Source organism: Methylobacterium dankookense, from assembly GCF_902141855.1.
GTDB lineage: Bacteria > Pseudomonadota > Alphaproteobacteria > Rhizobiales > Beijerinckiaceae > Methylobacterium > Methylobacterium dankookense.
The window spans coordinates 1-25,868 of sequence record NZ_CABFVH010000060.1 but is presented as its reverse complement, the minus strand read 5'-3'; the positions used below and the strand labels follow the sequence as shown (position 1 = coordinate 25,868).

Genomic DNA, 25,868 nt, shown 5'->3' with positions numbered 1-25,868 from the left:
CCCGGACGTCTGTTTCATCTTCGCTCCTGGGGGCTACGATGAACCAGCCATCCTCCGTTCGTGAAGACCCTCAATCTGTCTCAGGAGTGCTGACGGCGGACACACGTGTGCCGCTGCCGTGACGAGGGCCAGGATGCTGCGCCGTGAGGCGTCGTCCGAGGCGCCTGCATAGAGCTGCAAGTGTTCCAAAGCGCCCGGCTTCGCCAGGAGTTCTAGATCCGGGCGGCTTGCGACGCGCTCTACATCCCCATCGAGGAAGGCTGAGACCGGCACGCCGAACAGGTTGGCGATGGCCTGAAAACGGCCGGCGCCGATGCGACTCCCCCCTGTTTCGTGCTTGTGCATCTGCTGCCACGAGATACCGAGAGCGGAGGCCATCTCGACAAGGGTTAGACCGCTCGCCTGCCGTAGGATGCGAACTTGCCTACTCACGTCCTGATCGGCTTCGGTCATTCGCCGGGGCTGGTTTGGTCCGTTTGAGAACCACGGCAGCCACGACACGCTCCGGCGGATCCACAGACAACGTTGAAGGCATGGACAAGCTCCTTCACCTGTCAACGCGTCATCCGCTGACCCGTCTCAAGCTGCGCGGGATCTGCTCTAATTGTGCCTTGCTTGGCGCAGGCCGACGATTAGGGGAGTACGTCACGCCCCGGAGACCCGCACTTGCCCCGTTCCGCCGACACCCCGAGCACCGTGCCCCACCCCTCGACCCGGAAGGCGCGCCGCATGGCCGGCGCCCGTCGCCGGGCCCAGGCGTCGCGCGATCGCCGCAATGCCGAGCGTCTCGCGCTGCAGGCCACAGCCGCCGAGGCCGAGGACCTGCGCACGCGCCTCGCCGTTGACGCCGCCCTCGTAGACGCCCTCGTCAAGCGGCACCGGCAGCTGCGTGACGAGACCGGCGAGCGCGCCCCGGCCCTACCGCTTGGCGACGTGATCCGGATCGCCCGTCATGCGCTTGGGACCGCGCTTCCAGAGGCCGAGGCCGCGATCCGAGATAGGCTCGGCGCTGCCCTTATCCGACCGGCCCTGCCTGCCGCCTAGGGCGGAGCTGCGGCGCGGAAATCCGGCTCCGTTGCGATTGTGGGAGGACTCTGCCTGCTCGCTGTACGATTTATCGGCGTCGGTGCACTAGGGCGCGACCGCCGAAAGTTCGAGCTTTGCTCCCGCTTCAAGATCGCGCAGGCGTCCCAGCGTCGCCGCGATGTAATCGCGGATCGGCTGTGCATCGGACTGAGCGGCTCCTTCGTAGACGGCGATCTCCCGGCCAATAGCCTGCACCTCAACCTCCGCGTAGCGCCGGGAGAGCGCCAGGTAGTCCAGAGGTTCGATGTTCTCGACGATGCTTCGCAGTTCCAGGTCGAGCGTGTCCCGTACCTCGACGCCAGTCACTCCTGCCAACCGGGCGAGCTCGGGCAGCTGCGACGCCCGGAAGTCGCGGACGCGTTCGGCGAGCGCCTTGACCCCCGGCCTCGTGTCTTTGGCGGCGGCGATGCGCGAGATCCGGTCCTGGAACACGGCGGAGGAGTAGGCCGCCTCGATGAACCGTCCCGCGGCGTCATCCGCGTGCGGCCTGCCCATGCCCGACGCCCAAAGGGCAACCGCCGCGAGAGCCAAACGGCGCCAGTTCATTGCCATCCCGGAACTCCCTGCATGTTCGGAAGCTTGTGGGCGATGCCCTTGTGGCAGTCGATGCAGGTCTTCTGGCCCGTGAAAAGGTCCTTCTCGTGGGCCGCAGCCGCCCGCGGGTTTTGCTTCGACACGTCCATCGACTGGGCGCTGTGGCAGTTGCGGCATTCTAAGGAGTCGTTGGCCTTCATCCGCGCCCACTCGTGTTCCGCCAGGTGACGGCGCAGGTCCAGGAACTTGTCGCGCGTGTCGATGGAGCCGAAGAGGTGCCCCCAGACCTCCTTGGAGGCCTGCATCTTGCGCGCGATCTTATCGGTCCATTGGTGCGGCACGTGGCAGTCGGGGCAGGTCGCGCGAACGCCCGAGCGGTTGGCGTAGTGGATCGTGCCCTTGAGTTCCTCGAACACGTTCGTCTTCATCTCGTGGCACGACGTGCAGAACGCCTCGGTGTTGGTGTGCTCCAGGACCGTGTTGAAGCCGCCCCAGAACAGGACGCCTGCGACGAAGCCGCCGAGCGTGAGGAACGCCAGCGACAGGGTGACGGGGGGGCGCGTCGCCGTGCGCACCCAGGGGTTCAGCCAGAACCAGGACCACGCCCGCGCGATAGCCGCCATCTCAGCGCCCCCGGGGCTCGCGCTCGACGAGCGCGTCCATGTCGACGAAGGTGTTCGGGACGAGCGGTTTCGCGGCGGTCTGCGGCACGTGGCAGGCGAGGCAGGAGTAGCGCCGCGGGGAGACCCCGCCGAGCGTGTTCCCCTCGCGATCCTGGTAGTGCGTGACGCTGATCATAGGCGCCTGCGACTGCTCGGTGAACTTCCGGGCATGACAGGCGAGGCATTTGTTCGCGTTCAGGTCGAGCGCGTAGCCCTCGATGGCATGCGGGATCAGGGGAGGCTGGTCCGGGTAGTTGCGCTTACGGCGGACGTCGTCGGTGACCTGCCGCTGCATCGGCGGGGCCGGCGTCTCCTTGGTGAACGGCTCCGGGCCGGTCAGTCGGGGCGCCTCCTGTGCGAACAGGGCACCGGCGACGAGGCACGTCGCGCCGGCGCAGGCGGAGAGCAGGAGACGCCGCATCATTCCGCCCCGCGCTCGGTCATGGCGACGCCGATCACCTTGACGGCGCACTTCTTGAAGTCGGTCTGCTTCGAGATAGGGTCCGTCGCATCCAGGGTCGCCTTGTTGATCAGCTGGCTGGCATCGAAGAACGGAACGAAGACCCGCCCGGGCGGCATCTTGTTGCGTCCACGGGTCTCGACCCGGGAGCGGATCTCGCCGCGCCGCGACACGATCCGCACCTCCTGCCCACGGCGGAGGCCGCGCTTCTGCGCGTCGTCGGGATGCATGAACAGCACGGCGCCGGTGAAGGCCCGGTACAGCTCCGGCACCCGCATCGTCATCGATCCCGAGTGCCAGTGCTCCAGCACGCGCCCGGTGACCAGCCAGAGGTCGTATTCCTGGTCCGGCGCCTCGGCCGGCGGCTCGTAGGGGGCTGCCATGACCACCGCCCTTCGGTCCGGGTTGCCGTAGAACTGCCAGCCAGATCCCTTCTCGACGTAGGGGTCGTGTCCCTCGCGATAACGCCAGCGGGTCTCCTTGCCGTCGACGACGGGCCAGCGCAGGCCGCGGACCTCGTGGTAGCGGTCGAACGGCGCCAGGTCGTGGCCGTGGCCGCGCCCGAACGAGGCGTATTCCTCGAACAGGCCCTTCTGCACGTAGAAGCCGAACCGCTTCGATTCGACGTTGTCGTGGTCGGCCGCGATCTCGGAGAGACCGAAGCGGTCGACGCTGCCGTTGCGCCAGAGCACGTCGAAGAGGGACTTGCCCTTGTACTCCGGATGGGCGGCCAGGATCTCCGGCGCCCAGGCCTCGTCGGTGGTGAACCGCTTCGAGAACTCCATCAGCTGCCAGAGGTCCGAGCGGGCCTCGCCGGGCGCATTGACGAGTTGCCGCCACATGTGGGTCCGGCGCTCGGCGTTGCCGTAGGCCCCCTCCTTCTCGACCCACATGGCCGTGGGCAGCACGACGTCCGCGGCCATCGCGGTCACGGTCGGGTAGGGGTCGGAGCAGACGACGAAGTTGGCCGGGTTTCGGTACCCGGGATAGGTCTCATTGTTCGTGTTGGGCGCCGTCTGCAGGTTGTTGTTGCACATGATCCAGTAAGCGTTGAGCTTACCGTCCTTGAGCATGCGGTCCTGCTGCACGGCATGGTAGCCGATCTCGCCGTTCAACAGGCCGGGAGGCAGCTTCCAGATCTCCTCGGCATGCTTGCGGTGCTCGGCGTTGTTGACCTGCATGTCCGCGGGCAGGCGGTGCGAGAAGGTGCCGACCTCGCGGGCGGTGCCGCAGGCCGATGGCTGCCCCGTCAGCGAGAAGGGGCTGTTTCCGGGCTCCGAGATCTTCCCGGTCAGAAGATGGATGTTGTAGACGAGGTGGTTCGCCCAGACGCCGCGGACGTGCTGGTTGAAGCCCATCGTCCAGAGCGACATCACCTTGGTCTTCGGGTCGGCATACAGTTTCGCGAGCGTCAGCAGGCGCTCCTTCGACACCCCGGTCAGCTCCGCGGTCTTGTCGAGGGTGTACTCGCCCACCATCCGGGCGTAGGCTTCGAAGTTCGACGGTTGCGAGACGGCTGCCTCGTTGGCATGCGTGGCGCGCTGCTCCAGGACGTGCTCGGGCCGGAGGCCGTAGCCGATATCCGTGTTGGCGACCCGGAAGTTCACGTGCCGGTCGACGAAGTCGCGGTTCACGGCGCCGTTCTGGATGATGTAGTTCGCCACGAAGTTCAGGATGGCGAGGTCGGTCCCCGGCTGGAAGATCAGGGACTGGTCCGAGAGCTCGGTCGTGCGGTGCTCGTAGGTCGAGAGCGTCGCGATACGCACATGCGGCGCGCTCAGGCGACGGTCGATGACCCGCGTCCACAGGATTGGGTGCATCTCCGCCATGTTCGAGCCCCAGAGCACGAAGGCGTCGGCGTGCTCGAAGTCGTCGTAGCACCCCATCGGCTCGTCCATGCCGAAGGTGCGGATGAAGCCGACGGCGGCGGACGCCATGCAGTGCCGGGCATTCGGATCGAGGTTGTTCGACCGGAAGCCGGCGCGCATGAGCTTGGTCGCCGCGTAGCCCTCGAAGATGGTCCACTGGCCCGAGCCGAACATGCCGACGGCCTTGGGACCCTTCTCGCGCAGGACACGTTTCCACTGCCGGGCCATCTCGTCGAAGGCCTGGTCCCAGGAGACCGGCTGCAGCTCGGCGTTCTTGTCGAACTTGCCGTCGCGCACCCGCATCAGGGGCTGCGTCAGCCGGTCCGCGCCGTACATGATCTTCGAAAGGAAGTAGCCCTTCACGCAGTTCAGGCCGCGGTTGACCTCGGCCTGCATGTCGCCGTGCGTCGCCACCACGCGGCCGTCCTTCACCCCGACCATCACGCCGCAGCCCGTGCCGCAGAATCGGCACGGCGCCTTCGACCACTTGAGGGCGATCTCCTCGCCGGCGGCGAGGTTCTGCGCCGCGGCCGGAAGGTCGATACCCGCGACGGCGGCGGCCGCCGCGGCGGCCTGCGCCTTGAGCAGGGTTCGACGGGACACGTCCATGATCGTCTCCTGGATAGGGGAGCGTCGCCGACCGGCGCGCTTAGTCGAAGCGGTGGTAGACGAGCGCGGTGGAGAGGACGCCGGGGAGCTCCCCGATATCGCCCAATCGGCTCACGACGTCGTCCTCGGTCGGGGTCTCCAAGGTCGCGACGATCTTCCCGGCGGGCGTGTCGCCGTGCACGTCGAGTCCCGGCATCGCCCTCAGCGAGGCCAACACCGCGACCAGTCGCTCAGGTCGGGCGTGAACCACGAGCCCGCTGACATGGTGCTCGCCACCTGCCGCGGGGCTCGCGGCCGGACGACCGCCCAGCAGGTCCCGTCGGGACCAGGACGCTTGTTCACGCGCCATCGCTTTCTCCTAGACGGGTCCCGGGGGACCGGTGAACGCGTAGTACATCCAGACGAGGAAGCCCCAGCCGGCGACGACCCCGACGGCGATGAAGGGCCAGATCAGGACCGCCAAGGCCAGGAACGTCAGCAGCTCCCGCGCCCGGCCTCCTCGCGCCGGCACTTCCACTCGAACCTGCGGGTTTCGCACTGGCAGCCCCCTCAATTGAGCCCGACCCGGACCGCCGTAGCCGGAACCAGGCCTTCCGGTGCCCGTGCCGGGCGCGGGAGGACGCTCCCGCATCCGTATCGCCGGCCGGCAAGGCGCAGGAAGCACGGGGCTCGCGATCGCGCGCCCCCGCTTGGGAACCGTGCGTGTGGGCGCATGCATCGCGGAGCGCGGGCGGCGGAGGTCGGATGGCCAAAGCATGGTCCCGAGCGAGACGCCGTGGGCAAGGTGTGAGGCCACCGCTTGGCTTCGCGCACCCCCCGGCTTGGATCCACCGTGTCGACGCCCAATCCGCCCCTCCCCGAACGGCTGCATGCCTCCGCTCACCTTAGCGAAATGCGCGTACCGTTCTTTGCGACTGCGCAAACAAGGACGAGTTCGCGTCGACCGCGAGCGACCGTGAGCGGATACGGTGGGGGAGGCCGCCCGATGACTTCCTGCGGACGAGGCATGCCATCCTTCCTGCGCGCGCCGGCCCACCGGAGGCTCGGATGGCCCTATCGGGCATGTCGCATGGCCGGGTCAGCGATGACGCGGGCCGGATCTACGGCCAAGGCGACCATCACCGGGCGTTCAGGGGCGTGCCGCAGGAGGCGATGCTCCGGCAGGCGCTGAGGGCGAGGTCGCCTTAGAGGGTGTTACGGACCTACGAGGGCACCAATTTGGCGGCGATGCAGTCCCGCCGTGCCTACCCCTCCGATGTCAGCGATGAAGAATGGGCGCTGGTCGCCCCTTACCTGACGCTGTTGCCCGAGACCGCCAACCAGCGTGAGCACAGTCTGCGGGAGGTGTTCAACGGGCTGCGCTACGTCGTGCGCTACGGCGTGGCTTGGCGCGCGATGCCCCACGATCTGCCGCCCTGGCACGCCGTGTATGACCAGGCACAACGCTGGCTGCGGGCCGGCTGCTTCGAGAGTTTGGTCCACGACCTGCGCGCCGTGCTGCGCTTGGCTTCGGGCCGGACCGAGGAACCTTCGGCCGTGGTGCTCGACAGCCGGACGCTCCGCTCGACGCCCGAGAGTGGCGCTCGCGCTGCCTGGGACGGACACAAGCGCACCCGCGGTTCGAAGCTGCACGCGGCGGTCGATACGCTCGGCCAAGTGCTGGCGCTGCATGTCACACCCGCCGATGCCGATGACCGCGCCGCCGTGGCCGCGCTGGCTGACGCCGTGCAGGAGGCCACCGGCGGCAGCGTGGATCTCGCCTATGTCGATCAGGGCTACACCGGCGAGCGCGCAGCGAAGGCGGCGGCTGATCACGGCATCGCCCTGGAAGTGGTGAAGCTGCCCGAAGCCAAGCGCGGCTTCGTCCTGTTGCCACGCCGGTGGGTGGTCGAGCGCGCCTTCGCCTGGATGGCCCGCTTCCGCCGCTTGGCCCGCGACTACGAACGCCTGCCGGCTACCCTGGCCGGGCTGCACCTCGTCGCCTTCAGCGTCCTACTGCTCCGCAGGGCTGCCGATTTCGCAGCAGTCCGTAACAGCCTCTAGACGCGGGGTTGATCGGCGCCCACAAGCGACCGGGTGCGCCGGGCCCGGCCGGTGGGCCTCATTTCGAAGGCCGCGACGTCGAGTAGGGTCCTGGGGCGGGACAGGGCATTCCGGCGCCATTGGCAATGCCGATGCCGGTCGGACGCCGGCGCGGAATGGGGCTTCCGGGAGCCCGAACGGCTCCATGCCCGCGCTCGCCCCACCGACCGGACGGCGGGCGGCTAGGAGAGAGGACTGCTGCCGCCGTCGTGCTCGAAACGTGCCACCGTTCGCAGGCCCGCCCAGAGCTCGACCACCTCGTCCCCCTCGACGAGCGCGCGTGCCAGGAAGCAGGCCTCGTCCAAGGAGGCTGCCTGGACGGGGACCATCCCGGTGACGCGGCCGTTGCGGGCAACGAAGAAGGCCCTGTACGCCTCCGCCGCAAGTGGCGTGGAGGAAGAAGCCGGGGGACGGGAAGGCAAAAGGTCGGCCATGACGGGCCCCCTGTTCGACCGCCGGAGCGGGAGCGCTGCGGATGGCCCCGGAGACGGTACGCCGCGCCCGGGGCGGTTAGGGGAACCGACCCCGCCACGAAGAGGCTTGCCGGGATCGGCGCCAGCATGGCGAAAGTCGGGTCCGCATGTCGGAGACGCCTCCCTTGGGACGGCGATGAGGCTTCCGGGCGCGACGATGAGGCATGCCGCGGACCGCGGAAGCGAGCGGGGCCCGGGCCGAAGCCCGCGGCGACGCTAGGGCAGGGCGCCGATGAGGCGCTTGGCGTCGGTCAGGATGTTCTCGCAGGCGCGCTGGTTGCCCTCCTGGTCCTCGGCCTGGGCCTCGCGGATCAGGAGTCGTGCGGCCGCGACGTTCTCGCGCGTAGGCTTCAACTGCGGGTCTCTGGGCACCTCGGCCAAGGCGCGGGGTAGGGCCTTGGCCGAGCCGGCGGTCAGAGTGTGGCCAGGCTCCAGGCCGGCCACGCGAACGGCGCCCACGCTGTCGAGGCGGCGCTGCAGGGCGCCGACCTGTTGTCCGCACGGGGTCGCGAGCGCGGGCAGGGCGGAGCAGGCGAGCAGGGCGGCGGCGAGAAGGGGGAGTGAGGTACGCATATCGTTGTTTTCCTTGGCAGTCGGGCAGGTGGTGACCGTACCGGACGGCGGCCTTGTCCGACACCGCGAAGCTCCCGGCATTGCGCTGGATCAAGGACAGGACGCGTCGCTCGGGCCGGATACCCCAAGGGCGAACGCGTGAAAATTGGCCCGCCCGGCCCGGGCGCGGGCCGCCGGTGCGCGGCAGGCGAGGACCAGGGACAGATGACGGGAACGTCGGATCCGGCGCAGGACCTTGTCAGGTTCGAGGAGGTGTTCGGCGGCGGCGCGCGTGCGATCCTGGGTCTCGCCGGACTTCCTCTGCTCCTCCCGCCCTGGGAACTCCTCGTCCGTCCCGGCGGCGCAACCTTCGATGCCGCGACCCTCCTGACTTGGCTCGTGTCGGCTGGGGCGCTCGCGGTCTGCCTCCCTCTTCTCGGCGTCGCGCTGGTGGGCTTCCGTACGACGGTCACGGTCGATCCCCGGGAAGGCACCCTCTCCGAGCGGACAGGGAGCTCGTTCGGATTGGCCTGGACGCGCAGGCAGGCGCTGGTGCGGGTCTCGGAGATCCGGGTTAGACCGGAGGTCTGGAGCGACGGCTCCGTGGCTTGGTCCGTCGTCGCCCTGTTCAAGGACGGGACGTCCCCTTGGCGCCTCACGCGATGCGTTTCGCGGGACGACGCCTTGGTCGTGGTGCGGGATATCGCCGCGCGCTCGCGCCTGGCCTCGGAGACTTGAGCCGGGCGATCCGGAGCCGGTCCTCGCGTCGGAGATAGGGACCGGACGTCCTGGCCAACGGACCAATTGATCGACATCAAGGCTTGCGTGCCGAATCTTCGGCATTGGCAGGCCGTCATCGTTCCACGCCGCGCGTTCGGCGCCCCGCTCCCGTGGGCGGCAGAGCGCCCGCGAAGCCCAGAGGGATACCCGCGCATGCATCTCCGGCTCGCTTCGGACGCTCATGACTCCCCGGCGCTTGCAGGCGATAGGGGCGGCCAGGATTACGCAGGCTACTTCCGGGAAGCCGTGTCGAGCCTGCACGGCGAGCGGCGCTACCGCGTCTTCGCCGATATCGAGCGGATCGCGGGGCGCTTCCCGACGGCGAACTGGCGCCGCGCCGACGGCTCGACCCGCGAGATCACCGTGTGGTGCTCCAACGACTATCTCGGCATGGGCCAGCACCCCGAGGTCGTCGGCGCCATGACCGAGACGGCCCGGCGCTGCGGCGTCGGCGCGGGCGGCACCCGCAACATCGCCGGCAACAACTCGCCGCTGGTCGATCTCGAGCGCGAGCTCGCCGACCTGCACGGCAAAGAGGCGGGCCTCGTCTTCACCTCGGGCTACGTCTCGAACCAGGCCGGCATCTCGACGATCGCCAAGCTGATCCCGAACTGCCTGATCCTGTCGGACGCCTACAACCACAACTCGATGATCGAGGGCGTGCGCCATTCGGGCTGCGAGAAGCGCATCTTCCGCCACAACGACCTCGCCCATCTGGAGGAGCTGCTCGTCGAGGCCGGCGACCGGCCCAAGCTGATCGTGTTCGAGAGCGTCTACTCGATGGACGGCGACGTGGCGCCGATCGCCAGGATCTGCGACCTCGCTGACCGCTACGGCGCCATGACCTATCTCGACGAGGTCCACGCGGTCGGCCTGTACGGCGAGCGCGGGGCCGGCATCGCCGAGCGCGACGGTGTCATGCACCGGGTCGACGTGATCGAGGGGACGCTCGCCAAGGGCTTCGGCTGCGTCGGCGGCTACATCACGGCCTCGGCCGCGATCTGCGACGCGGTGCGCAGCTTCGCGCCGGGCTTCATCTTCACCACCGCGCTGCCGCCCGCGGTGGCGGCCGCCGCCCGCGCCTCGGTGCGCTACCTCAAGCACTCGAAGAGCGAGCGCGAGGCGCATCAGCGCCAGGCCGCCCGCACCAAGGCGGCCCTCGACGCGGCGGGCCTGCCGGTGCTGGCGACCTCCACCCACATCGTGCCCGTGATGGTGGGCGATGCCGAGCTGTGCAAGGCGGCCGCCGACCACCTGCTGGAGTGCCACGGCATCTACATCCAGCCGATCAACTACCCGACCGTGCCCCGCGGCACGGAGCGGCTGCGCATCACGCCCTCGCCCTTCCACGACGAGGCGCAGATCAGCAAGCTCACCGCGGCGCTCGCCGAGACCTGGGACGCTCTCGGCATCCCGCGCGCCGGCACCGCGTTCGGCGTCGCCGCCGAGTAGCCGTGCCGCTGCGACCCCGGCACCGAACCTAAGGGGCGCCACCGCTTCACGCGGATGGCCAAGCGAGCGACGGACGTTCCGAATCAGCCCCCTCAGGCGTCCGGCGCCACCCGCGGGAGCTCGCCGGTTCCCGGGAGGCTAGGGGTCAGGGAGGCCAAGCCGTCGGATACATTCGCGGCCCCGAGGCGACGGCGGTCGTCGGCAGTCCGGAAGCCGACATATACGCTTGCAGGAACGCGACCGAGGACAGGGCGGCCAAGGCGCACGACCCGACCGTCGCCGTTGATGCGACGCACCAGACGGTCACAGCGGCGAGGGCGTCGCCCGGTGGCGGCTCGACCGTATTGGGAATGCAATGAGGCTTCCCCACTGCCGAGCGACGCGTTCATCGCATCTCGGTTTCGTCGGGTTCCTTGGGCTTGAGCCAAGCCGTCTGACTTGGGACGCTTGGCCACAATGGGGGAGTCGCCATCGGTGACCGAGGCAGGTCCGGACCGGGGTCGGACCAGGGTGGCGTGGAAAGCCGGAAGGGCGGGGCGCCATGCGCCTTCAGCGCCCGAGGAAGCGGCCCCCCCTTCCGTCACCCGGCCGGAGCAGGCGCGAAGAAACCGGGCGTCGCCTGACGGCCTCCGCCGACCTCGGCCGCCGTCCGGACCAGCAGGCGCCCGCCGTCCTCGAACCCCGCCTTGGACAAGACTCCTGCGGCATCGCTCCCGAACCCCTCGTCCGCGTACTCGATGGCGACGCGCGGATGCCCCAGTTCCCCGGCGAGCTGCGTCGCCGCCGCGACGACGGCACTCGGCAGCAAGTCGCCGGGGAGGCGTCCCATGAGGACGTCGCTCACGCGCAGGACGTCCCCGCCGTCGAGGGTGCCGCCGCTCCGGTATGCGAAGACGGCGAAGACGCGACCTCGCAGATCACGCACCATCACCAGGCCGCCGTGCTCGCGCGGCATCCGCGTGAGGCGGCGAACCGTCTTGCGCCAGTCCTGCAAGGACAGGTCGGGATAACGGAGACTGAGCAAGGGGAAGGCTAGGTCGGCGTCGTCAGCGCCGATTCGGGACGCCGAGTAGTGTTCGCCCATTTACATCCGTCCAAGGGTTGCGCGGCAGCCCCGCGGCGCGGGTTCGCCCGCGGGAGCGGCGTTGCCGGTCGTGAGGTTCGACACATCCCCGCTCGACGCTTGCGCTCGGGGGCAAGGTGAGCGCGAAGCCTGCCACCAGGCCGAACCGGCGACCTTGATCCAGCGCAAGAAGCCCTGCGGCATCCGGATCTCGCCCGTGGCAGGGGGAGGCCCTACCGTTCGGCCGTTCACGTCCCGTGCGGCGACATGCGTCACGCAGGCCCCCTCTGGTGTCACGGATGAGGAGGGCACAGGAGTTGACGACGCCAGGGTCAGGGATCACCGCCCCTTCACGGCCGGAGGACAGGCCAGGGGCGTGCATTGGGACGTCGCCCCGCACGAGACCGAAGGGACGGCACCCGCACCTCCTCGGTCGCCATTCGCGACGCGACCGAGCGGCGCCCGGTTCACGCTGCCACCGAAGGACGTGCGGGCCTGTCCATGACGGAAGTCCGCTGTCGACCAGCCGCAACGCCGCATGGCGTCCCGACCCGGCCGCGCGAGGCGCTGCCTCGAAGCGGACGCGCCGCTTGGCCGGCGCCAAGGTCTCGGCGCCGAGGTCGAGCGCCGTCTCCTTCGACGTACCGTGCGGCCGGTCGGAACGAGGTGGCGGGCGTCGCGGCGACGTCCCGCCGGGAATCCGACCTCATGCGTTGGCCGACCGGCAGAAGCCGAGCACCCCGCTCGTCAGGATGACGAGCGCCACGATCACCGGACCCAAGACCTTGATGCCTGCGACCAGGGCCTGGAAGATGAGGCCGCCGGCATTGAAGAACAACGTCGCGACGAGAAGCGCGAAAGTGGCTGCCACGGCGGCGGCCCCGAGCACGATGGCCGCGATGAAGAGGGCGACGAAGCCCCTGATCGGGCTCCATACCAGGGAGGACATACGCTCGCGCATCGGTGCTGACTCCGTTTTCGGCGCCGTCTTCCTCACACCAGGAGCCGCCTATCGACCTTGAGGTGGATCAAGGACGTGTTCCCGGCGATCAGGACGACGAGCGTCTCACGAGAACCGGTGCCGCATCCGCCTCGTCCCGGCTGCCATCTGTCCAAGGCCATGGTCGCGGATCAGCACCGGCGCGACGTGCGAAGCATCCGACCCAAGGCCTGCAGGATCGTTCGGAGGGGCTTGGTCCGTGGCCGCCGGCTTGGTGCGACTGCGTCGAGCGGGGTACGTAGGCGGCTCGCGTTGCATGATGACGCTGGTGCCGCCGAAGCCGAGCAGCACGGACGCGCAAGCCGCCGCGACCATGGCGAACGCGAACGACCCATTCGACCGAACGTTTAAGCCTGGCACCGGACCGACGCCGCCCACGCGAACCCGCACCCCTTGAGCGAGATCAAGGCGCGCGCGGGGTTTGATGCCTAACCCGTACGCTCGCGAAGGGCGACCTGACCGCCTGACGAAGGTTGGTCTTGCGGTCCATCCGAAAGTCCGGCCCATCAGGGGTGCGCGGCGGTCCCGTGAAGAGGATTGGAGAGGACGACGGTCGATGAACCCAGCGCCGCGACGGTCGAGCTTGGCGCGGGGCGCCCTGTTCACGGAATTGGATGGGCGCACCGCCGAGATCCTGCTGAACGCGGCAACGCAACGGCATTTCGCGTCGGGGGCCACCCTGTTCCACCAGGGTGATGCGCCGAGCCAGCTCTTCCAGATCAGCACCGGCTTGGTGAGGCTCACGCGCGTGAACCCGGAAGGCGAGCAGACGACGCTCCGGTTCATGGGAGCAGGCGACCTCGTCGGCTGCGTCGCGGTGTTCCGGCAAGTCGCGTTTCCGGCGACGGCGACCGCGGGTAAGCCCACGAACGTCCTATGCTGGGGGTCGGTACAGATCCTGGATCTTATGAGCCGTCATCCCGCGATCTCGGTAAACGCGCTCAACACCGTAGGGGACCGCGCGCGCGAGATGGTCGACCGCTTGGCGGAGATGACGGACAAGGGCACCGAGGCACGGGTGGCCAGCGTCCTCCTGCGGCTGGTCGGGCAGGTCGGGCGCCACGGTCCGAAGGGACTTGAAATCACGACGCCCGTGACGCGCAAGGACGTGTCGGAGATGACGGGCGTCAGCTACTTCACGGCCAGCCGTATCCTCGGCGGCTGGCAGAGGCAGGGCCTCGTATGGCTCGGCCGGGCCCGGATCGTCGTCCTCGATCCTGAGCGGCTGGCCCAGGTCGCCGGTTGAGGCACCGCCGGCGGAGCGTTCCGGCGGGCCGCGCCCTTGGCTGGCCCGCCAGCCCAAGTATGATCGCACCAGCCTCAAGAGGACGGCGTGGCCGGCGAGCATCCGTTCGCTCCACGACAACGCTCCAAGCGCCCGGGCGCCACCTCGCCGCATCCGGGCGTCCGGCTTGCCCACGCTGTGCCGATCCGGTCCCGCGAGACGCGGTTTGATTCAAATCAAGGCTCAGGCTCGTCCCGCCTCCTAAGCGCAGCGAGACCCGTTCCCAGCACGAGGCGAATCGAGCGAGCTATGGCCGCGACACCCGTTCCCAAGCATCTGACCGAAGGGGAGGTGGGCCTAGGCCTGACCTTGCTCATCGGGGCCTTCCTCTGCGCTCTCGCGTCCGCCCGGGCGGTCGATGCTCCGTTCAGCGTCCATATGGCCGTGTTCGCGCTCGCCGCGGTCGCGGGCGTCGTGGCCATCCTCAAGCGCTACGAGGCACGGCCCGCCGAGGCGCCGCCGCAGGTGATCGACGGCCGGCCGAACTACAACCTCGGCCCCGTGAAGTTCACGGCGGTCGCCGCGATGGTCTGGGGCATCGCGGGCTTCCTCGTCGGCTGCATCATCGCCTTCCAGCTCTGGGCGCCCGCGCTCAATCTCGGCCTCGAATACGCGAGCTTCGGCCGCCTGCGCCCGCTGCACACCTCCGCGGTGATCTTCGCCTTCGGCGGCAACGTCCTGATCGGCACCTCGCTCTACGTCGTGCAGCGCACCTGTCGGGTCCGGCTCGCGGGCGAGCTCGCGCCCTGGTTCGTGGTGCTCGGCTACAATCTGTTCATCGTCGTCGCGGGCACCGGCTACCTGATGGGTGTCACCCAGTCCAAGGAGTACGCCGAGCCCGAGTGGTACGCCGACCTCTGGCTGACGGTCGTCTGGGTCGTCTACCTGCTCGTGTTCCTCGCCACGCTCTGGAAGCGCAAGGAACCGCACATCTTCGTCGCGAACTGGTTCTACCTCGCCTTCATCGTGACCATCGCGATGCTGCACGTCGTCAACAATCTGGCCCTGCCGGTGACGGTGTTCGGCTCGAAGTCCTATCCGATCTTCGCGGGCGTCCAGGACGCGCTGATCCAGTGGTGGTACGGCCACAACGCGGTGGGCTTCTTCCTCACCGCCGGCTTCCTGGCGATCATGTACTACTTCGTGCCGAAGCGCGCCGAGCGGCCGATCTACTCGTATCGCCTGTCGATCATCCACTTCTGGGCGCTGATCTTCATGTATATCTGGGCGGGGCCGCACCACCTGCACTACACGGCGCTGCCCGACTGGGCGCAGACGCTCGGCATGACCTTCTCGATCATGCTGTGGATGCCCTCCTGGGGCGGGATGATCAACGGCCTGATGACGCTGTCGGGCGCCTGGGACAAGCTGCGCACCGATCCCGTGCTGCGCTTCATGGTCGTGTCTCTGGCCTTCTACGGCATGGCCACCTTCGAGGGGCCGATGATGTCCATCAAGGCCGTGAACGCGCTCTCGCACTACACGGACTGGACGATCGGCCACGTGCATTCGGGCGCGCTCGGCTGGGTCGCCTACATCTCCTTCGGCGCGCTCTACTGCCTCGTCCCGTGGCTGTGGAACCGGCGCGAATTGTATTCCCTGAAGCTCGTCGAGTGGCATTTCTGGATCTCGACGCTCGGCATCGTGCTGTACATCACCTCGATGTGGGTCGCGGGCATCATGCAAGGCCTGATGTGGCGCGCCTACAATGCCCTGGGATTCCTCGAATACTCCTTCGTGGAGACCGTCGAGGCGATGCAGCCCTACTATCTCGTCCGGGCGCTCGGCGGCGTGCTGTTCCTGATCGGGGCGCTGATCATGGCCTTCAACCTCGCCATGACCATCGCGGGCAAGACCGCGGTCGAAAACGAGGCCCTGCCTGCAGGCGACGCGCTCCCCGCCACCGCCGGCCTCGCTCCGGCCGAGTGAAGTCAAACACGGGGCCGACCTCACCGGCGGCCCCGGGCAACCCACCCATCACGGAAGACGCCCGATGGCCACCGCCCAACCCGGCCTCTGGAAGAGGCACGAGATCTTCGAGACGAACTCCATCGTCCTGCTCATCGGCGCGCTCCTCGTCGTGGCCATCGGAGGCCTCGTGGAGATTGCGCCGCTGTTCTACCTGAAGAGCACCGTCGAGACGGTGGAGGGGGTCCGGCCCTACACGCCGCTGGAGCTTGCCGGCCGCAACATCTACATCCGCGAGGGCTGCTACCTCTGCCACAGCCAGATGGTCCGGCCCATGCGCGACGAGATCGAGCGCTACGGGCACTTCTCGCTGGCGGCCGAGAGCATCTACGACCACCCCTTCCAGTGGGGATCGAAGCGCACCGGGCCGGACCTCGCCCGCGTCGGCGGCAAGTATTCCGACCAGTGGCATCGCGAGCACCTGGTCGATCCGCGCGCCGTGGTGCCGGCCTCGATCATGCCGACCTACGCCTTTCTCGACCGGCCCCTCGACGCCGACGCCATCGCGGACGACCTCCGGGCCAACCGGGCGCTCGGGGTCCCCTACACCGACGAGATGGTCGCGCTCGCCCGGACCGACCTGAAGGCCCAGCTCGACCCGGACGGACCGGGCGCCGCGGATCTGCAGCGCCGCTACCCGGGCGCCACCGTGCGCGACTTCGGCGGCGACAAGGGCAAGGCCGCCGAGATCGACGCCCTGATCGCCTACCTGCAGGTTCTCGGCACGATGGTCGACTTCAAGATCTACGAAGACAAGAAGAACCTCAGGTGAGCGCCATGACCTACGAACATGCAGCCGCCTTCGCGCAGACCAGCGGCCTGATCTACTTCGTCGGTATCTTCCTCGCCGTGTGCATCTACGCCTGCTGGCCGCGCAACCGCGCTCGGTTCGACGCGGCCGCCCATCTCCCCCTGATCGAGGACTGAGCCGTGGCCAACATCGCGCAACCCGGTCAAAAGCAACCCGCGTCGCCCGACACCACCGGGCACGAGTGGGACGGCATCGCCGAGTACAACAACCCGCTGCCGCGCTGGTGGCTCTACGGCCTGTACGCGACGATCGTCTGGGCCTTCGGCTACTGGATCGCCTACCCGGCCTGGCCGCTCGTGAGCGGCTACACGGGCGGCGTCCTCGGCTACTCGCAGCGCGCGACCGTGCTCGACGAGGTCGAGGCGGTCCGCCGCGAGCGCGACGCGCGCGGGCAGGCGCAACTCGCCAGCGCCACGGTGGCGGAGATCCGGGCCGACCCAGCCTTGCTGCGCCTGGCTTTGGCCACCGGCAAGGCGGCCTTCGGCGACAACTGCGCGGCCTGCCACGGGACCTCGGCGACCGGCCGGGCCGGCTACCCGAACCTGCAGGACGACGACTGGCTCTGGGGCGGGACGGCGGAGGAGATCGAGCGCACCGTCCGGTACGGGGCGCGCTCGGGCCACGGCGAGGCGCGTGTGGGCGACATGCCGGCCTTCGGGCGCGACGGCGTCCTGTCCCGCGCCGAGGTCGAGGCGGTGGCGAGCTACGTGCTCGCGCTGTCGGGCAAGCCGGGCGTGGCCGGGGCGAACCCGGGGAAGGGCGCCGAGGTCTTCGCCGGCAACTGCGCGGGCTGTCACGGGGAGCGCGGCGCGGGCAATCCCGAGATGGGCGCCCCGAACCTCGCCGACCCGATCTGGCTCTACGGCTCCTCGCCCGAGCAGGTCGTCGCCACGGTGACGAACGGGCGCAAGGGCGTGATGCCCGCCTGGGAGGACCGTCTCGACCCGGCCACCATCAAGTCGCTCGCCGTCTACGTGCACGGCCTCGGCGGCGGCAAGTAGCCGAGGCGGTCGCCGCCTACCGGGCACTTTCCGCCCCGGTGGGCGCGGGAAGCCGGATCGGGGCAAGTCGGAGGCTCACGAGTCCCGATCCGGGTTTGGTCCCGTTTGAGCGAGATCAAGGCAGCCGTTGCCGGTCCCCTCTACCGACATCGGCGCCGGCCTCGTCGCCGGACGGGAAACAGCACCGATGTCGCTCGCCGAACCTACAGAGACGAAAGCGCCGGCTAGGCTGGCCTCCTCCACCCCCGGAGTCGGGCGCGCCAAGAAGTTCGGGACGGCCGCGACGCGCGCGGCGATCCCCGCGGTGAGCGGGTCGCTCTACGCCGCCCGCACGAAGATCCACCCGCAGGCGGTCCACGGGACCTTCCGGCGGATCAAGTGGGCGCTCCTCGCGCTGACGCTCGGCACCTACTACCTGGTTCCCTTCCTCCGCTGGGACCGCGGGCCCGGCGAGCCGTCCCAGGCCGTGTTGATCGACCTCGACCGCGGGCGCTTCTACGCCTTCTCGATCGAGCTCTGGCCGCAGGACGTGACCTACGTCATGGGTCTGCTGATTCTGGCGGCCCTGACCTTGTTCCTGATGAACGCCGTCGCCGGACGGGTCTGGTGCGGCTATCTCTGCCCGCAGACCGTGTGGACCGACCTGTTCCTGGCCGTGGAGCGCCTGATCGAGGGCGACCGGCGCGCGCGGCTCAAGCTCGACGCCGCGCCCTGGTCGGTCGAGAAGGTCGCCCTGCGCACGATGAAGCACGCGATCTGGCTGATGATCGCGTGGTGGACCGGGGGCGCGTGGGTCCTCTACTTCGCGGACGCGCCGACGCTCGTCGCGCAACTTGCCACCTTCCAGGCACCGCCCGTCGCCTACATGGCGATCCTCACGCTCACGGCGACGACTTATCTGCTCGCCGGTCACATGCGCGAGCAGGTCTGCACCTACATGTGCCCCTGGCCGCGCATCCAGGCCGCGCTGACCGACGAGCATGCACTCAACATCCTCTATCGCGGTGAGCGCGGCGAACCGCGCGTCTCCGCGAAGAAGACCGCGGCCCTACGTGCGGCCGGGCAGCCCGCCGGCGACTGCGTCGACTGCTTCGCCTGCGTCACCGCCTGCCCGGCCGGAATCGACATCCGCGCCGGGCTCCAGATGGACTGCATCCAGTGCGGCCTGTGCGTCGATGCCTGCGACACCGTGATGGGCAGGCTCGGGCGGCCGGGTGGCCTGATCGGCTACGACACGGAGGCCAATTGCCGGAGCCGCGCGGCGGGCGGGCCGCCCGTCAGCCGCATCCTGCGGCCGCGGACGGTGCTGTACGGCCTGCTGGTGGCGGGCGTCGGCGGCGGCATGCTGTACGGCCTCGCGACCCGCAGCTTCGCGGGCCTGAGCGTCCTCCACGACCGCAACCCGCTCTTCGTGACGCTCTCCGACGGCGCAACGCGCAACGGCTACACGGTGCGGCTCATCAACAAGTGGCACGCGGAGCGGCGCTTCGCGCTCTCGGTGGAGGGCCTGGCGGAGGCGCGGGTCGAGGTCGTCGGCGGGACGCCGGGCGCTCTGCCGGTCCCCCCGGACGCGACGCAGGAATTCCGCGTCCTGGTCTTCGCCCCGGCCGGCGCGCGCCCGGACCCGAGCGTGCCCCTCACGTTCCGAATCCACGATCCGGCCACGGGCGAGACCGCGCTGGCCCAGGATACCTTCAAGGCACCCTGACCATGCCCGCAATCACCTCGTCACTTACCTCGCGGCCCACGTGCCGCCTGACCGGCCGCAAGGTGCTGGGGATCTTCGCCGCCTTCTTCGGCACCATCGCGTGCGCCGACGCATTCCTTGTCACCTCCGCGTTCCGGACCTGGTCCGGCCTGGAGGAGCCCTCGCCCTATCAGACCAGCCAGCGCTACAACGCCGAGTTGCGGCGCGCCCGCCTCTTGAGCGCACGGGGCTGGATTCTCGACGCCATGGTGCGGCGGGCAGGGACGGGGGGCGCCGCGGTGAGCGTCACCCTCCATGACGGCGATGCAAACCCGCTCACCGGCCGAACCGTGCAGGTCCGCCTGGAGCGGCCCACTGACAAGCGCGCCGACCGCGCGGCGGCCGCCGCCGAGACCGCGCCCGGGCTCTACGCGGCGCACCTTCCCGCCGTGCCGGCCGGACAGTGGGAACTGGTCGTGGAAGTTGCGGACCCGGAAGGTGGTGCGCCCTTCCGGCGCCGGCACCGGGTCATCCTGGACTGAGGGAAGAGCGCGATGTGCTGCACCGACATGGCGCTCGCCTACGTGGAGGCTCACGCCGCCTGGAGCGAGGCGAACACCAGACCCTCGCTCGGGCGCGACTACGCCGCCTTCGTGTCGCGCGCCGCGGACGGCGCGGCGCGCGCCGAATTCGCCGTCGAGGGCGTCCGCTGCGCCGCCTGCATGACCGCGATCGAGCGGGGCCTCGCCGATCTGCCGGGCCTTGCCGCGGCGCGGCTCAACGTCTCCGACCGCCGGCTCTCGGTCACCTGGCAGCCGCGCGCGGAGGCCGACATCGCCGCCGTCCTGGCAGCGCTCGAAGGGCTCGGCTTCACGGCCCAGCCCTTCGCACCCGGTCGCGCCTCCGACGCGGAGGCCGCCGAGGCGAAGCGGCTGATCCGGGCGCTCGCGGTGGCGGGCTTCGCGTCGATGAACGTGATGCTGCTCGCCATCTCGGTCTGGGCCGGCAACGTCTCCGACATGCCCCCTGAGAACCGCGACCTGTTCCACTGGATCCAGGCCGTCATCGCCCTGCCGGCCGCGGCCTATGCCGGGCGGCCCTTCTACGAGGGGGCCTTCCGGGGGCTGAGGGCCGGCCGGGTCAGCATGGACGTCCCCATCACGCTCGGCGTGGTCCTGACCCTCGTGATGTCCGTGGTCGAGTCGCTCTCGGGCGCCGCGCACGCCTATTTCGACGGCGCCGTGATGCTGCTGTTCTTCCTGCTGATCGGTCGGGTCCTCGACCAGACCATGCGGCGGCGGACGCGGGCCTGCGCGGAGAACCTCGCGGCGCTGCGCAGCGAGCGCGCGACGCTCGCCGAGCCGGACGGCGGCCTGCGCGATGTCCCGCTCACGGAGCTCGTGCCGGGCGCCCGCATCCTGGTCCGACCGGGCGAGCGGGTGCCGGCCGACGGGCTCGTCGAGCACGGCAGCTCCGAGCTCGACCACAGCCTGGTGACCGGTGAGACCGCCGCCGTCACCGTGCGCGGCGGCGAGCGCGTCTTCGCGGGCGCCCTCAACGGCAGCGGGGCCCTGACGGTGCGGGTGACGGCGTCGGCGGGCGCGAGCCTGCTCGACGAGGTCGAAGGCCTGATGCGGCGGGCGCTTGAAGCGCGCTCGCGCGCCCTCGTCCTCGCCGACCGGGCGACGCGCCTCTACATCCCGCTGGTCCATGCGGCCGCCGCCCTGACGCTGGCCGGCTGGCTCGCGGCGGGCGCCGGCTGGCACGCGGCGCTGCTCGATGCCGTGGCCGTGCTGATCGTGACCTGCCCGTGCGCGCTCGGCCTCGCGATCCCGGCCGTGCAGGTCGTGGCGGCCGGCGCCCTGTTCCGCGAGGGCGTCCTGCTCAACGACGGCACGGCGCTGGAGCGCTTCGCCCAGGTCGACACCGTGGTGTTCGACAAGACCGGCACCCTGACCCTGCCGGAATCGACCCTGTGCGGCGGGACAATCACGCCCGCGGCCCTGGAAGCGGCGGCGCGTCTGGCGCTGTCGAGCCGGCACCCGATGGCGGCCGCGCTCGCATCCGCGGCGGGGCCCGTCGAGCCGTTCCCGGGCGCGCAGGAGGCGGCCGGGCTCGGCGTGCGCGCGCTCGTGGACGGCGTCGAGCTGCGCCTCGGCTCGGCCCGCTTCTGCGGGGCGGAGGCTGAGTCCGCCGCCGTGCTGGCAGCCCATCCGGACGCCTCGGTGATCTGCTTCCGGGCTGGGGAGGGGGCGCCGGCCGCCTTCCCGGTGCGCCAGGCGCTCCGGCCCGATGCCGCCGAGGTGGTCGCGACCTTGCGGCGGTCGGGCCGGCGCGTCTTGATCCTCTCCGGCGACCGGTCCGCCGCGGTCGAGGCCGTCGCCACACGCCTCGGGGTGGTGGACTGGTCTGCCGGGCTTACCCCGCAGGACAAGATCGCCCGGATCGAGGCGCTGGCAGGCGCCGGCCACCGGGTGCTGATGGTGGGCGACGGGCTCAACGACGCCCCCGCGCTCGCCGCCGCCCATGCCTCGCTCTCGCCGGTGACCGCCGCCCATGTGAGCCAAGCAGCGGCGGATGCCCTGTTCCTCGGCCGCAGCCTCGTGCCGGTGCTCGCGGTGCTGGCGGCCGGCCGGCGCGCGCGCCGCCTCATGCTGCAGAACCTCTGGTTCTCGGCGGCCTACAACCTCGTGGCGGTCCCGATGGCGGCCGCGGGCTTCCTTACACCCCTGATCGCGGCGCTCGCGATGTCGGGCTCCTCCCTCGTCGTCACGCTCAATGCCCTTCGTGCCCGGGCGACGACGCCCCGGCCCGATCCGGTGCTTCCCGACGGCGGCAAAGTCGTCGAACTCCCCGCCCTTCCGTCCGCCGGAGGCGTCGCGTGAACGTCCTGCTCCTCGTCATCCCTCTCGCACTGGCGCTCGGCACGCTCGGCCTGTTCGCCTTCCTCTGGGCGCTCAAGAGCGGCCAGTACGACGACATCGAGGGCGCCGAGTACCGGGTCCTGCATGATGATTGAACGCGCGCTCGCACCGACGCTCGGGCTACCGGCGGGCGGCTTCGGCTGCCACCGGGCTTGGCACGTCGCCGGCGCGACCTTCCTCGCCCTGCTGGCCGCGGCCGCGGCCGTCGGGGCACCGAGCGTGCTGATCGTGCCGCTCGGCGCGGAGTTCGGTTGGGACGCCGTGACCATCTCGTCGGCTCTAGCCGTCCGGTTGGCCGTCTTCGGCCTCGCGAGTCCGCTTTCCGGGTTCCTGACGGATGCGTGGGGCGTGCGCCGCACCGCCTGCTGCGGCTTCGCGCTCCTCACAGCCGGGCTCGTTGCGTCGCTCGCGATGACGCAACCCTGGCACCTCGTCCTGTGCTGGGGTGTGCTGGCCGGGGCGGGAAGCGGGCTGGTCTCCCTCGCGCTCGGCGCCGCCGTCGCGGCGCGCTGGTTCGCGACGCGGCGCGGGCTGGTCCTCGGGCTTTTCGGCGCCGCGGCGACCGCGGGGCAGATGCTGGCGCTCCCCGGGCTCGCCGCGATCGCGGAGGGGCAGGGGTGGCGCGGGTGCATCCTCGCGCTGTGCGTACTGCTCGCGCTCGCGACCGTCGCCCTGCTGGGCCTCGTGCCCGAGGAGCCGGATGAGGTCGGGCTGCTGCCCTACGGCGCGCGAGGGCCGCAGCCCGGATCGTTGCCTTCGGCAAGTAGCGCGCCCCACGTCGGCATTAAGGACGGCGGATCAGGCTTGTTCTGGGTCCTGCTCGGCACCTTCGTGGTCTGCGGCGCGAGCACCGGCGGGCTGGTGCAGAGCCACCTCGTGCCGCTGTGCGCCGACGTCGGGGTGCGCCCGCTCCAGGCTGCGAGCCTCCTCGCGGGCATGGGCGCCCTGACCTTCGTCGGCTCCGCGGCGGCGGGGTGGCTGGCGGACCGCTTCGACGCGGGCTGGCTGCTGTTCTGGTTTTACGGGCTACGCGGCGTGTCGCTCCTCTGCCTTCCCTTCTCCGACCTCTCGTTCGTCGGCTTGTCCGTGTTCGCGACGGTGTACGGTTTGGACTGGATCGCGACGGTCCCGCCCACGGCAAGGCTCATCCTCGCGCGCTTCGGGCGAGACCGGGCGGCGCTCGTCCTCGGCTGGGTGTTCGCCGGCCATCAGCTCGGGGCGGCCGTGGGGGCGTACGCGGCGGGCCTGGCGCGGAGCGGCATGGAGAGCTACGTACCGGCCTTCCTGGCCACGGGGGCGTTCTGCCTGGTCGCCGCGGCGGCCATCCTGCCCATGTCGGCCGCGCGGCGCCCAGCCGTATGACCCCCCATGCCCGACCAATCGGAGTGCCATCTTAGGTGTGTCACCTGCCGAAGTTGTCGCAGTCGGTGGGGAGCATTTTGGCTCCTGAGCAGTGATGTTCGCAGACTAGTTCCCTTCAAACAGACCGACCTGACCCGACCTCGGACGAGGTGGGGGGCGTGCTGACCTCAATAGAGAGGGCGACCGGTTGGGTCCGTCGGATGGTTGCCGCAACTGCCTCAGCGGTCGAGGAGCAGAGCGTCGTCACGCAGGAGATCTCGGCCAGATGAGCACGACAGCGCAGGCACGATTTTCGCTCAGGGCCATTGTCCTTTGCACAGAGCAGGCCCTGAGGGGAGGGTCAGGTGTCCAAAAACTCCCAGATCGCCCGGTTAATTACTGAAGCCGTTGTGCTTGAGCGAATGGCCGACTCAATCAGCGTCGGAGCGCTGAGGTACCATGGCAAGACCACGGCGAGGGACGAACAGGTACTCTGGAGGATGGCGCGCGATCACCGTGTTCGCGCGCTGCTGGCTCGCGGCAAGGCGGCTGCCCTCTACGGCCGTGAGATCGGTGTCGACGCGCCAGAGTAGCAGTGACGCGGGTCGATGAGATCCAGACCCACATGCACAGGAGTGCGTGTTATAAAGAAAACCTCACCGCCGGGGGGGGCAGCGATGAGGGTTCCTGCATTGGACGGAGATCTCCGCCCGGCCCTCACAGTGAAACATAGGGACGTTGCGGGACCGTTAACTATCCGAGGAGGCCCACGGCTTCGAGCTGCTGCACAAGCCCTACTCTCCAGCCCGCTCGGCGGCCTCAGCCCTTCTGCGCTTGGCTGCGTGCCTGCGGGAAGTAGAGGTAGAAAGGCTTGCGGCTCACCACTTGGCCGTCGCGGGCGCGCAAGCCTGCGTGACCTACAGCGATCGAGGCAGAGTCACGGTGACCTCCCCTTCGGACCCTCACGCCCTGACCCTGCTCCTCCGCAAGCTGGAGAGCATCGGCGAGCTCTCGGCTGAGGACCGGCAGGCCATTCTGACCCTGCCGATCCGACCACAGGTACTGCGTCCCAAGCAGGACATCCTACATGACGGCGACAAGTCCTCGCACTGTTGCCTCGTCCTCGACGGCTGGCTCTACCGCTACAAGCTGCTCGGGAGGGCCGGCGGCAGATCCTGTCGTTCCACATGCCCGGCGACGTGCCGGACCTGCAAAGCCTGCACCTTCACACGATGCGACACAGCCTCGGCGCAGTCACCCATGCCAAGGTAGCCTTCATCCCCCATGACGCTCTGCTGGACCTGATCAACTTTTCCACCGCCATCGCAGCCGTGCTCTGGCGCGACACGCTGATCAACGCGGCTATCGCCTGTGAGTGGATGATCGGCATGGGCCGACGCAACGCCTACCAGCGGATCGCGCACCTGTTCTGCGAGCTGTACCTGAGGCTGGAGGCGGTCGGGATTGCTGCTGACTATCGCTGCCCGTTGCCTCTGACGCAGATCGACCTGAGCGACGCGCTAGGTCTTACCAGCGTGCACGTCAACCGCGTACTGAAGGAGCTCCGCGGGAGCGGGCTGATCACGCTCAAGAGTAGCACCCTGGAGATCGGATCATGGGAGGCGCTAACCCGTGCGTGCGAGTTCGATCCCATCTACCTCCACTTGGCAAAGCGCCCCACAGACTGAGCCGCTGCCGGCTGACGGCCTCTGCATGGCCGCGTTCCGTTGCAGGGGATCCTCGCGTCAGCGCGGAGGCTCTGACAGGTCACCCTCAGCAGAGCGGACCACACGCCGCGTCAAGGGAACTTCAACGCGGCAGGTCAGACCCTGCGACGTGAACGCGATTGTGGCCTCCGCCTCAAGCTCGTAGGGCAGCGTGTCCTGCAGCAGGCTCATACCAAAGCCGCTCGATCGTGGTGCCAGCACGGGCTGTTGCGCGCCGGTCTCGACCCAGTCGAACACAAGGCGGCCCGCGCCTTCACGTTCCTCGCCCTCGATCCGCCAGCGCACCGTCACCCGCCCCCTGGGTGAGGTAAGGGCTCCGTATTTGACCGCGTTGGTGGCCAGTTCGTGCAGCGCCAGCCCGAACGTCTCCGCCGCGCGCGGCTGCAGGAGAACCTCCGGGCCTGAGAGCCCGTCCGATAAGGGGCTGAGGCAGGGTTGAGTGGCCGGGATGGCAGTGATTCCAAGAGGGTGCTGAAACCTGACCTGGATCTGCCATGTGGACC

At 69.6% G+C, this 25,868-nt stretch carries 27 protein-coding genes and 1 pseudogene; 16 read left to right on the top strand and 12 right to left on the bottom strand.

The annotated features are described in order from the left end of the window. Nucleotides 1–33 precede the first annotated feature (33 nt). Nucleotides 34–453 carry a helix-turn-helix domain-containing protein gene (locus MTDSW087_RS26615; RefSeq protein ID WP_144768286.1) on the bottom strand — a complete coding sequence of 140 codons (420 nt, stop codon included), beginning with the start codon at nt 451–453 and terminating at the stop codon, nt 34–36. A 213-nt stretch (nt 454–666) separates the two neighbouring features. Here MTDSW087_RS26615 and MTDSW087_RS26610 point away from each other — a divergent pair, with 213 nt between their 5' ends. Further along, on the top strand, nt 667–1,044 hold the full coding sequence (locus MTDSW087_RS26610; RefSeq protein WP_144768284.1) for a hypothetical protein: 378 nt from the start codon (nt 667–669) through the stop codon (nt 1,042–1,044). An 87-nt stretch (nt 1,045–1,131) separates the two neighbouring features. Here MTDSW087_RS26610 and MTDSW087_RS26605 read toward each other — a convergent pair whose 3' ends face one another. From MTDSW087_RS26605 to MTDSW087_RS26580, 6 genes are read right to left on the bottom strand one after another with little or no spacing between them, the layout of a single operon-like run. Further along, the gene (locus tag MTDSW087_RS26605) at nt 1,132–1,638 is read right to left on the bottom strand and encodes a DUF4142 domain-containing protein (RefSeq protein ID WP_238179807.1); all 507 of its coding nucleotides are present in this window, start codon (nt 1,636–1,638) and stop codon (nt 1,132–1,134) included. After that, the gene (locus tag MTDSW087_RS26600; protein WP_238179809.1) at nt 1,629–2,243 is read right to left on the bottom strand and encodes a NapC/NirT family cytochrome c; all 615 of its coding nucleotides are present in this window, start codon (nt 2,241–2,243) and stop codon (nt 1,629–1,631) included. The genes MTDSW087_RS26605 and MTDSW087_RS26600 overlap by 10 nt, the downstream gene beginning before the upstream one ends. A 1-nt stretch (nt 2,244) precedes the next feature. Then, nucleotides 2,245–2,706 carry a nitrate reductase cytochrome c-type subunit gene (locus tag MTDSW087_RS26595; RefSeq protein WP_373322078.1) on the bottom strand — a complete coding sequence of 154 codons (462 nt, stop codon included), beginning with the start codon at nt 2,704–2,706 and terminating at the stop codon, nt 2,245–2,247. Further along, the gene (napA, locus tag MTDSW087_RS26590) at nt 2,703–5,219 is read right to left on the bottom strand and encodes a periplasmic nitrate reductase subunit alpha (protein ID WP_144768282.1); all 2,517 of its coding nucleotides are present in this window, start codon (nt 5,217–5,219) and stop codon (nt 2,703–2,705) included. Before napA ends, MTDSW087_RS26595 begins: the two co-directional genes overlap by 4 nt. A gap of 40 nt (nt 5,220–5,259) precedes the next feature. Then, nucleotides 5,260–5,568: a chaperone NapD gene (locus MTDSW087_RS26585; protein WP_144768281.1), complete on the bottom strand. Its 309-nt coding sequence runs from the start codon at nt 5,566–5,568 to the stop codon at nt 5,260–5,262. Nucleotides 5,569–5,577: 9 nt separating this feature from the next. After that, entirely contained in the window at nt 5,578–5,730 is a 153-nt protein-coding gene (locus tag MTDSW087_RS26580; protein ID WP_373322079.1) for a periplasmic nitrate reductase, NapE protein, read from the bottom strand. Between the two features lie 716 nt (nt 5,731–6,446). On the opposite strand from MTDSW087_RS26580, the gene MTDSW087_RS26575 reads away from it, so the two are divergent. Then, nucleotides 6,447–7,262, top strand: coding sequence for an IS5 family transposase (locus MTDSW087_RS26575; protein ID WP_144768294.1), 816 nt, complete (start codon nt 6,447–6,449; stop codon nt 7,260–7,262). Nucleotides 7,263–7,483: 221 nt separating this feature from the next. On the opposite strand, the gene MTDSW087_RS30460 is transcribed toward MTDSW087_RS26575, so the two are convergent. Together MTDSW087_RS30460 and MTDSW087_RS26570 are read right to left on the bottom strand one after the other, a co-directional pair. After that, nucleotides 7,484–7,630: a hypothetical protein gene (locus MTDSW087_RS30460; RefSeq protein ID WP_186384009.1), complete on the bottom strand. Its 147-nt coding sequence runs from the start codon at nt 7,628–7,630 to the stop codon at nt 7,484–7,486. 360 nt (nt 7,631–7,990) lie between these two features. Continuing rightward, on the bottom strand, nt 7,991–8,347 hold the full coding sequence (locus tag MTDSW087_RS26570) for a hypothetical protein (protein WP_144768277.1): 357 nt from the start codon (nt 8,345–8,347) through the stop codon (nt 7,991–7,993). 204 nt (nt 8,348–8,551) lie between these two features. Between MTDSW087_RS26570 and MTDSW087_RS26565 the strand changes: the two genes are divergently transcribed. Both MTDSW087_RS26565 and hemA read left to right on the top strand, forming a co-directional pair. Then, nucleotides 8,552–9,064 (top strand): hypothetical protein, encoded by a 513-nt coding sequence (locus MTDSW087_RS26565; protein ID WP_144768275.1) that lies wholly within the window; start codon nt 8,552–8,554, stop codon nt 9,062–9,064. A gap of 195 nt (nt 9,065–9,259) precedes the next feature. Beyond that, nucleotides 9,260–10,558 carry a 5-aminolevulinate synthase gene (gene hemA / locus MTDSW087_RS26560; protein WP_144768273.1) on the top strand — a complete coding sequence of 433 codons (1,299 nt, stop codon included), beginning with the start codon at nt 9,260–9,262 and terminating at the stop codon, nt 10,556–10,558. A 580-nt stretch (nt 10,559–11,138) separates the two neighbouring features. Here the strand turns inward: hemA and MTDSW087_RS26555 are convergent. Together MTDSW087_RS26555 and MTDSW087_RS26550 are read right to left on the bottom strand one after the other, a co-directional pair. Beyond that, nucleotides 11,139–11,642 (bottom strand): hypothetical protein, encoded by a 504-nt coding sequence (locus tag MTDSW087_RS26555; RefSeq protein WP_144768271.1) that lies wholly within the window; start codon nt 11,640–11,642, stop codon nt 11,139–11,141. A 685-nt stretch (nt 11,643–12,327) separates the two neighbouring features. After that, entirely contained in the window at nt 12,328–12,582 is a 255-nt protein-coding gene (locus tag MTDSW087_RS26550) for a hypothetical protein (protein ID WP_144768269.1), read from the bottom strand. Nucleotides 12,583–13,177: 595 nt separating this feature from the next. On the opposite strand from MTDSW087_RS26550, the gene MTDSW087_RS26545 reads away from it, so the two are divergent. The 12 genes from MTDSW087_RS26545 (at nt 13,178) to MTDSW087_RS26490 (ending at nt 25,326) form a co-directional block, all read left to right on the top strand. Then, on the top strand, nt 13,178–13,867 hold the full coding sequence (locus tag MTDSW087_RS26545; protein WP_144768267.1) for a Crp/Fnr family transcriptional regulator: 690 nt from the start codon (nt 13,178–13,180) through the stop codon (nt 13,865–13,867). Between the two features lie 288 nt (nt 13,868–14,155). Next, a complete protein-coding gene (ccoN, locus tag MTDSW087_RS26540) occupies nt 14,156–15,835 on the top strand; it encodes a cytochrome-c oxidase, cbb3-type subunit I (protein WP_144768265.1) in 1,680 nt (559 codons plus the stop codon). A gap of 64 nt (nt 15,836–15,899) precedes the next feature. Then, nucleotides 15,900–16,646 (top strand): cytochrome-c oxidase, cbb3-type subunit II, encoded by a 747-nt coding sequence (gene ccoO / locus MTDSW087_RS26535; protein WP_144768263.1) that lies wholly within the window; start codon nt 15,900–15,902, stop codon nt 16,644–16,646. Between the two features lie 5 nt (nt 16,647–16,651). After that, nucleotides 16,652–16,801, top strand: a complete 150-nt coding sequence (locus MTDSW087_RS26530; protein ID WP_144768260.1) for a cbb3-type cytochrome c oxidase subunit 3 — start codon at nt 16,652–16,654, stop codon at nt 16,799–16,801. Between the two features lie 3 nt (nt 16,802–16,804). Beyond that, nucleotides 16,805–17,686 (top strand): cytochrome-c oxidase, cbb3-type subunit III, encoded by an 882-nt coding sequence (gene ccoP / locus MTDSW087_RS26525; RefSeq protein ID WP_373322014.1) that lies wholly within the window; start codon nt 16,805–16,807, stop codon nt 17,684–17,686. 187 nt (nt 17,687–17,873) lie between these two features. After that, nucleotides 17,874–19,394 (top strand): cytochrome c oxidase accessory protein CcoG, encoded by a 1,521-nt coding sequence (gene ccoG, locus MTDSW087_RS26520; RefSeq protein ID WP_144768258.1) that lies wholly within the window; start codon nt 17,874–17,876, stop codon nt 19,392–19,394. Between the two features lie 2 nt (nt 19,395–19,396). Continuing rightward, nucleotides 19,397–19,915, top strand: coding sequence for a FixH family protein (locus MTDSW087_RS26515; RefSeq protein WP_144768256.1), 519 nt, complete (start codon nt 19,397–19,399; stop codon nt 19,913–19,915). Nucleotides 19,916–19,927: 12 nt separating this feature from the next. Continuing rightward, the gene (locus MTDSW087_RS26510) at nt 19,928–22,258 is read left to right on the top strand and encodes a heavy metal translocating P-type ATPase (protein WP_144768254.1); all 2,331 of its coding nucleotides are present in this window, start codon (nt 19,928–19,930) and stop codon (nt 22,256–22,258) included. Further along, nucleotides 22,255–22,392, top strand: coding sequence for a cbb3-type cytochrome oxidase assembly protein CcoS (gene ccoS / locus MTDSW087_RS26505; protein ID WP_144768252.1), 138 nt, complete (start codon nt 22,255–22,257; stop codon nt 22,390–22,392). Before MTDSW087_RS26510 ends, ccoS begins: the two co-directional genes overlap by 4 nt. After that, nucleotides 22,385–23,659, top strand: coding sequence for an MFS transporter (locus tag MTDSW087_RS26500; RefSeq protein WP_144768288.1), 1,275 nt, complete (start codon nt 22,385–22,387; stop codon nt 23,657–23,659). The genes ccoS and MTDSW087_RS26500 overlap by 8 nt, the downstream gene beginning before the upstream one ends. 344 nt (nt 23,660–24,003) lie before the next feature. Further along, nucleotides 24,004–24,231, top strand: a complete 228-nt coding sequence (locus tag MTDSW087_RS26495) for a hypothetical protein (protein ID WP_144768250.1) — start codon at nt 24,004–24,006, stop codon at nt 24,229–24,231. A gap of 594 nt (nt 24,232–24,825) precedes the next feature. After that, nucleotides 24,826–25,326 carry a Crp/Fnr family transcriptional regulator gene (locus MTDSW087_RS26490; RefSeq protein ID WP_238179414.1) on the top strand — a complete coding sequence of 167 codons (501 nt, stop codon included), beginning with the start codon at nt 24,826–24,828 and terminating at the stop codon, nt 25,324–25,326. A gap of 57 nt (nt 25,327–25,383) precedes the next feature. Here MTDSW087_RS26490 and MTDSW087_RS30455 read toward each other — a convergent pair. Then, nucleotides 25,384–25,868 (bottom strand): annotated as a pseudogene (locus MTDSW087_RS30455) (hypothetical protein); the annotation flags it as partial.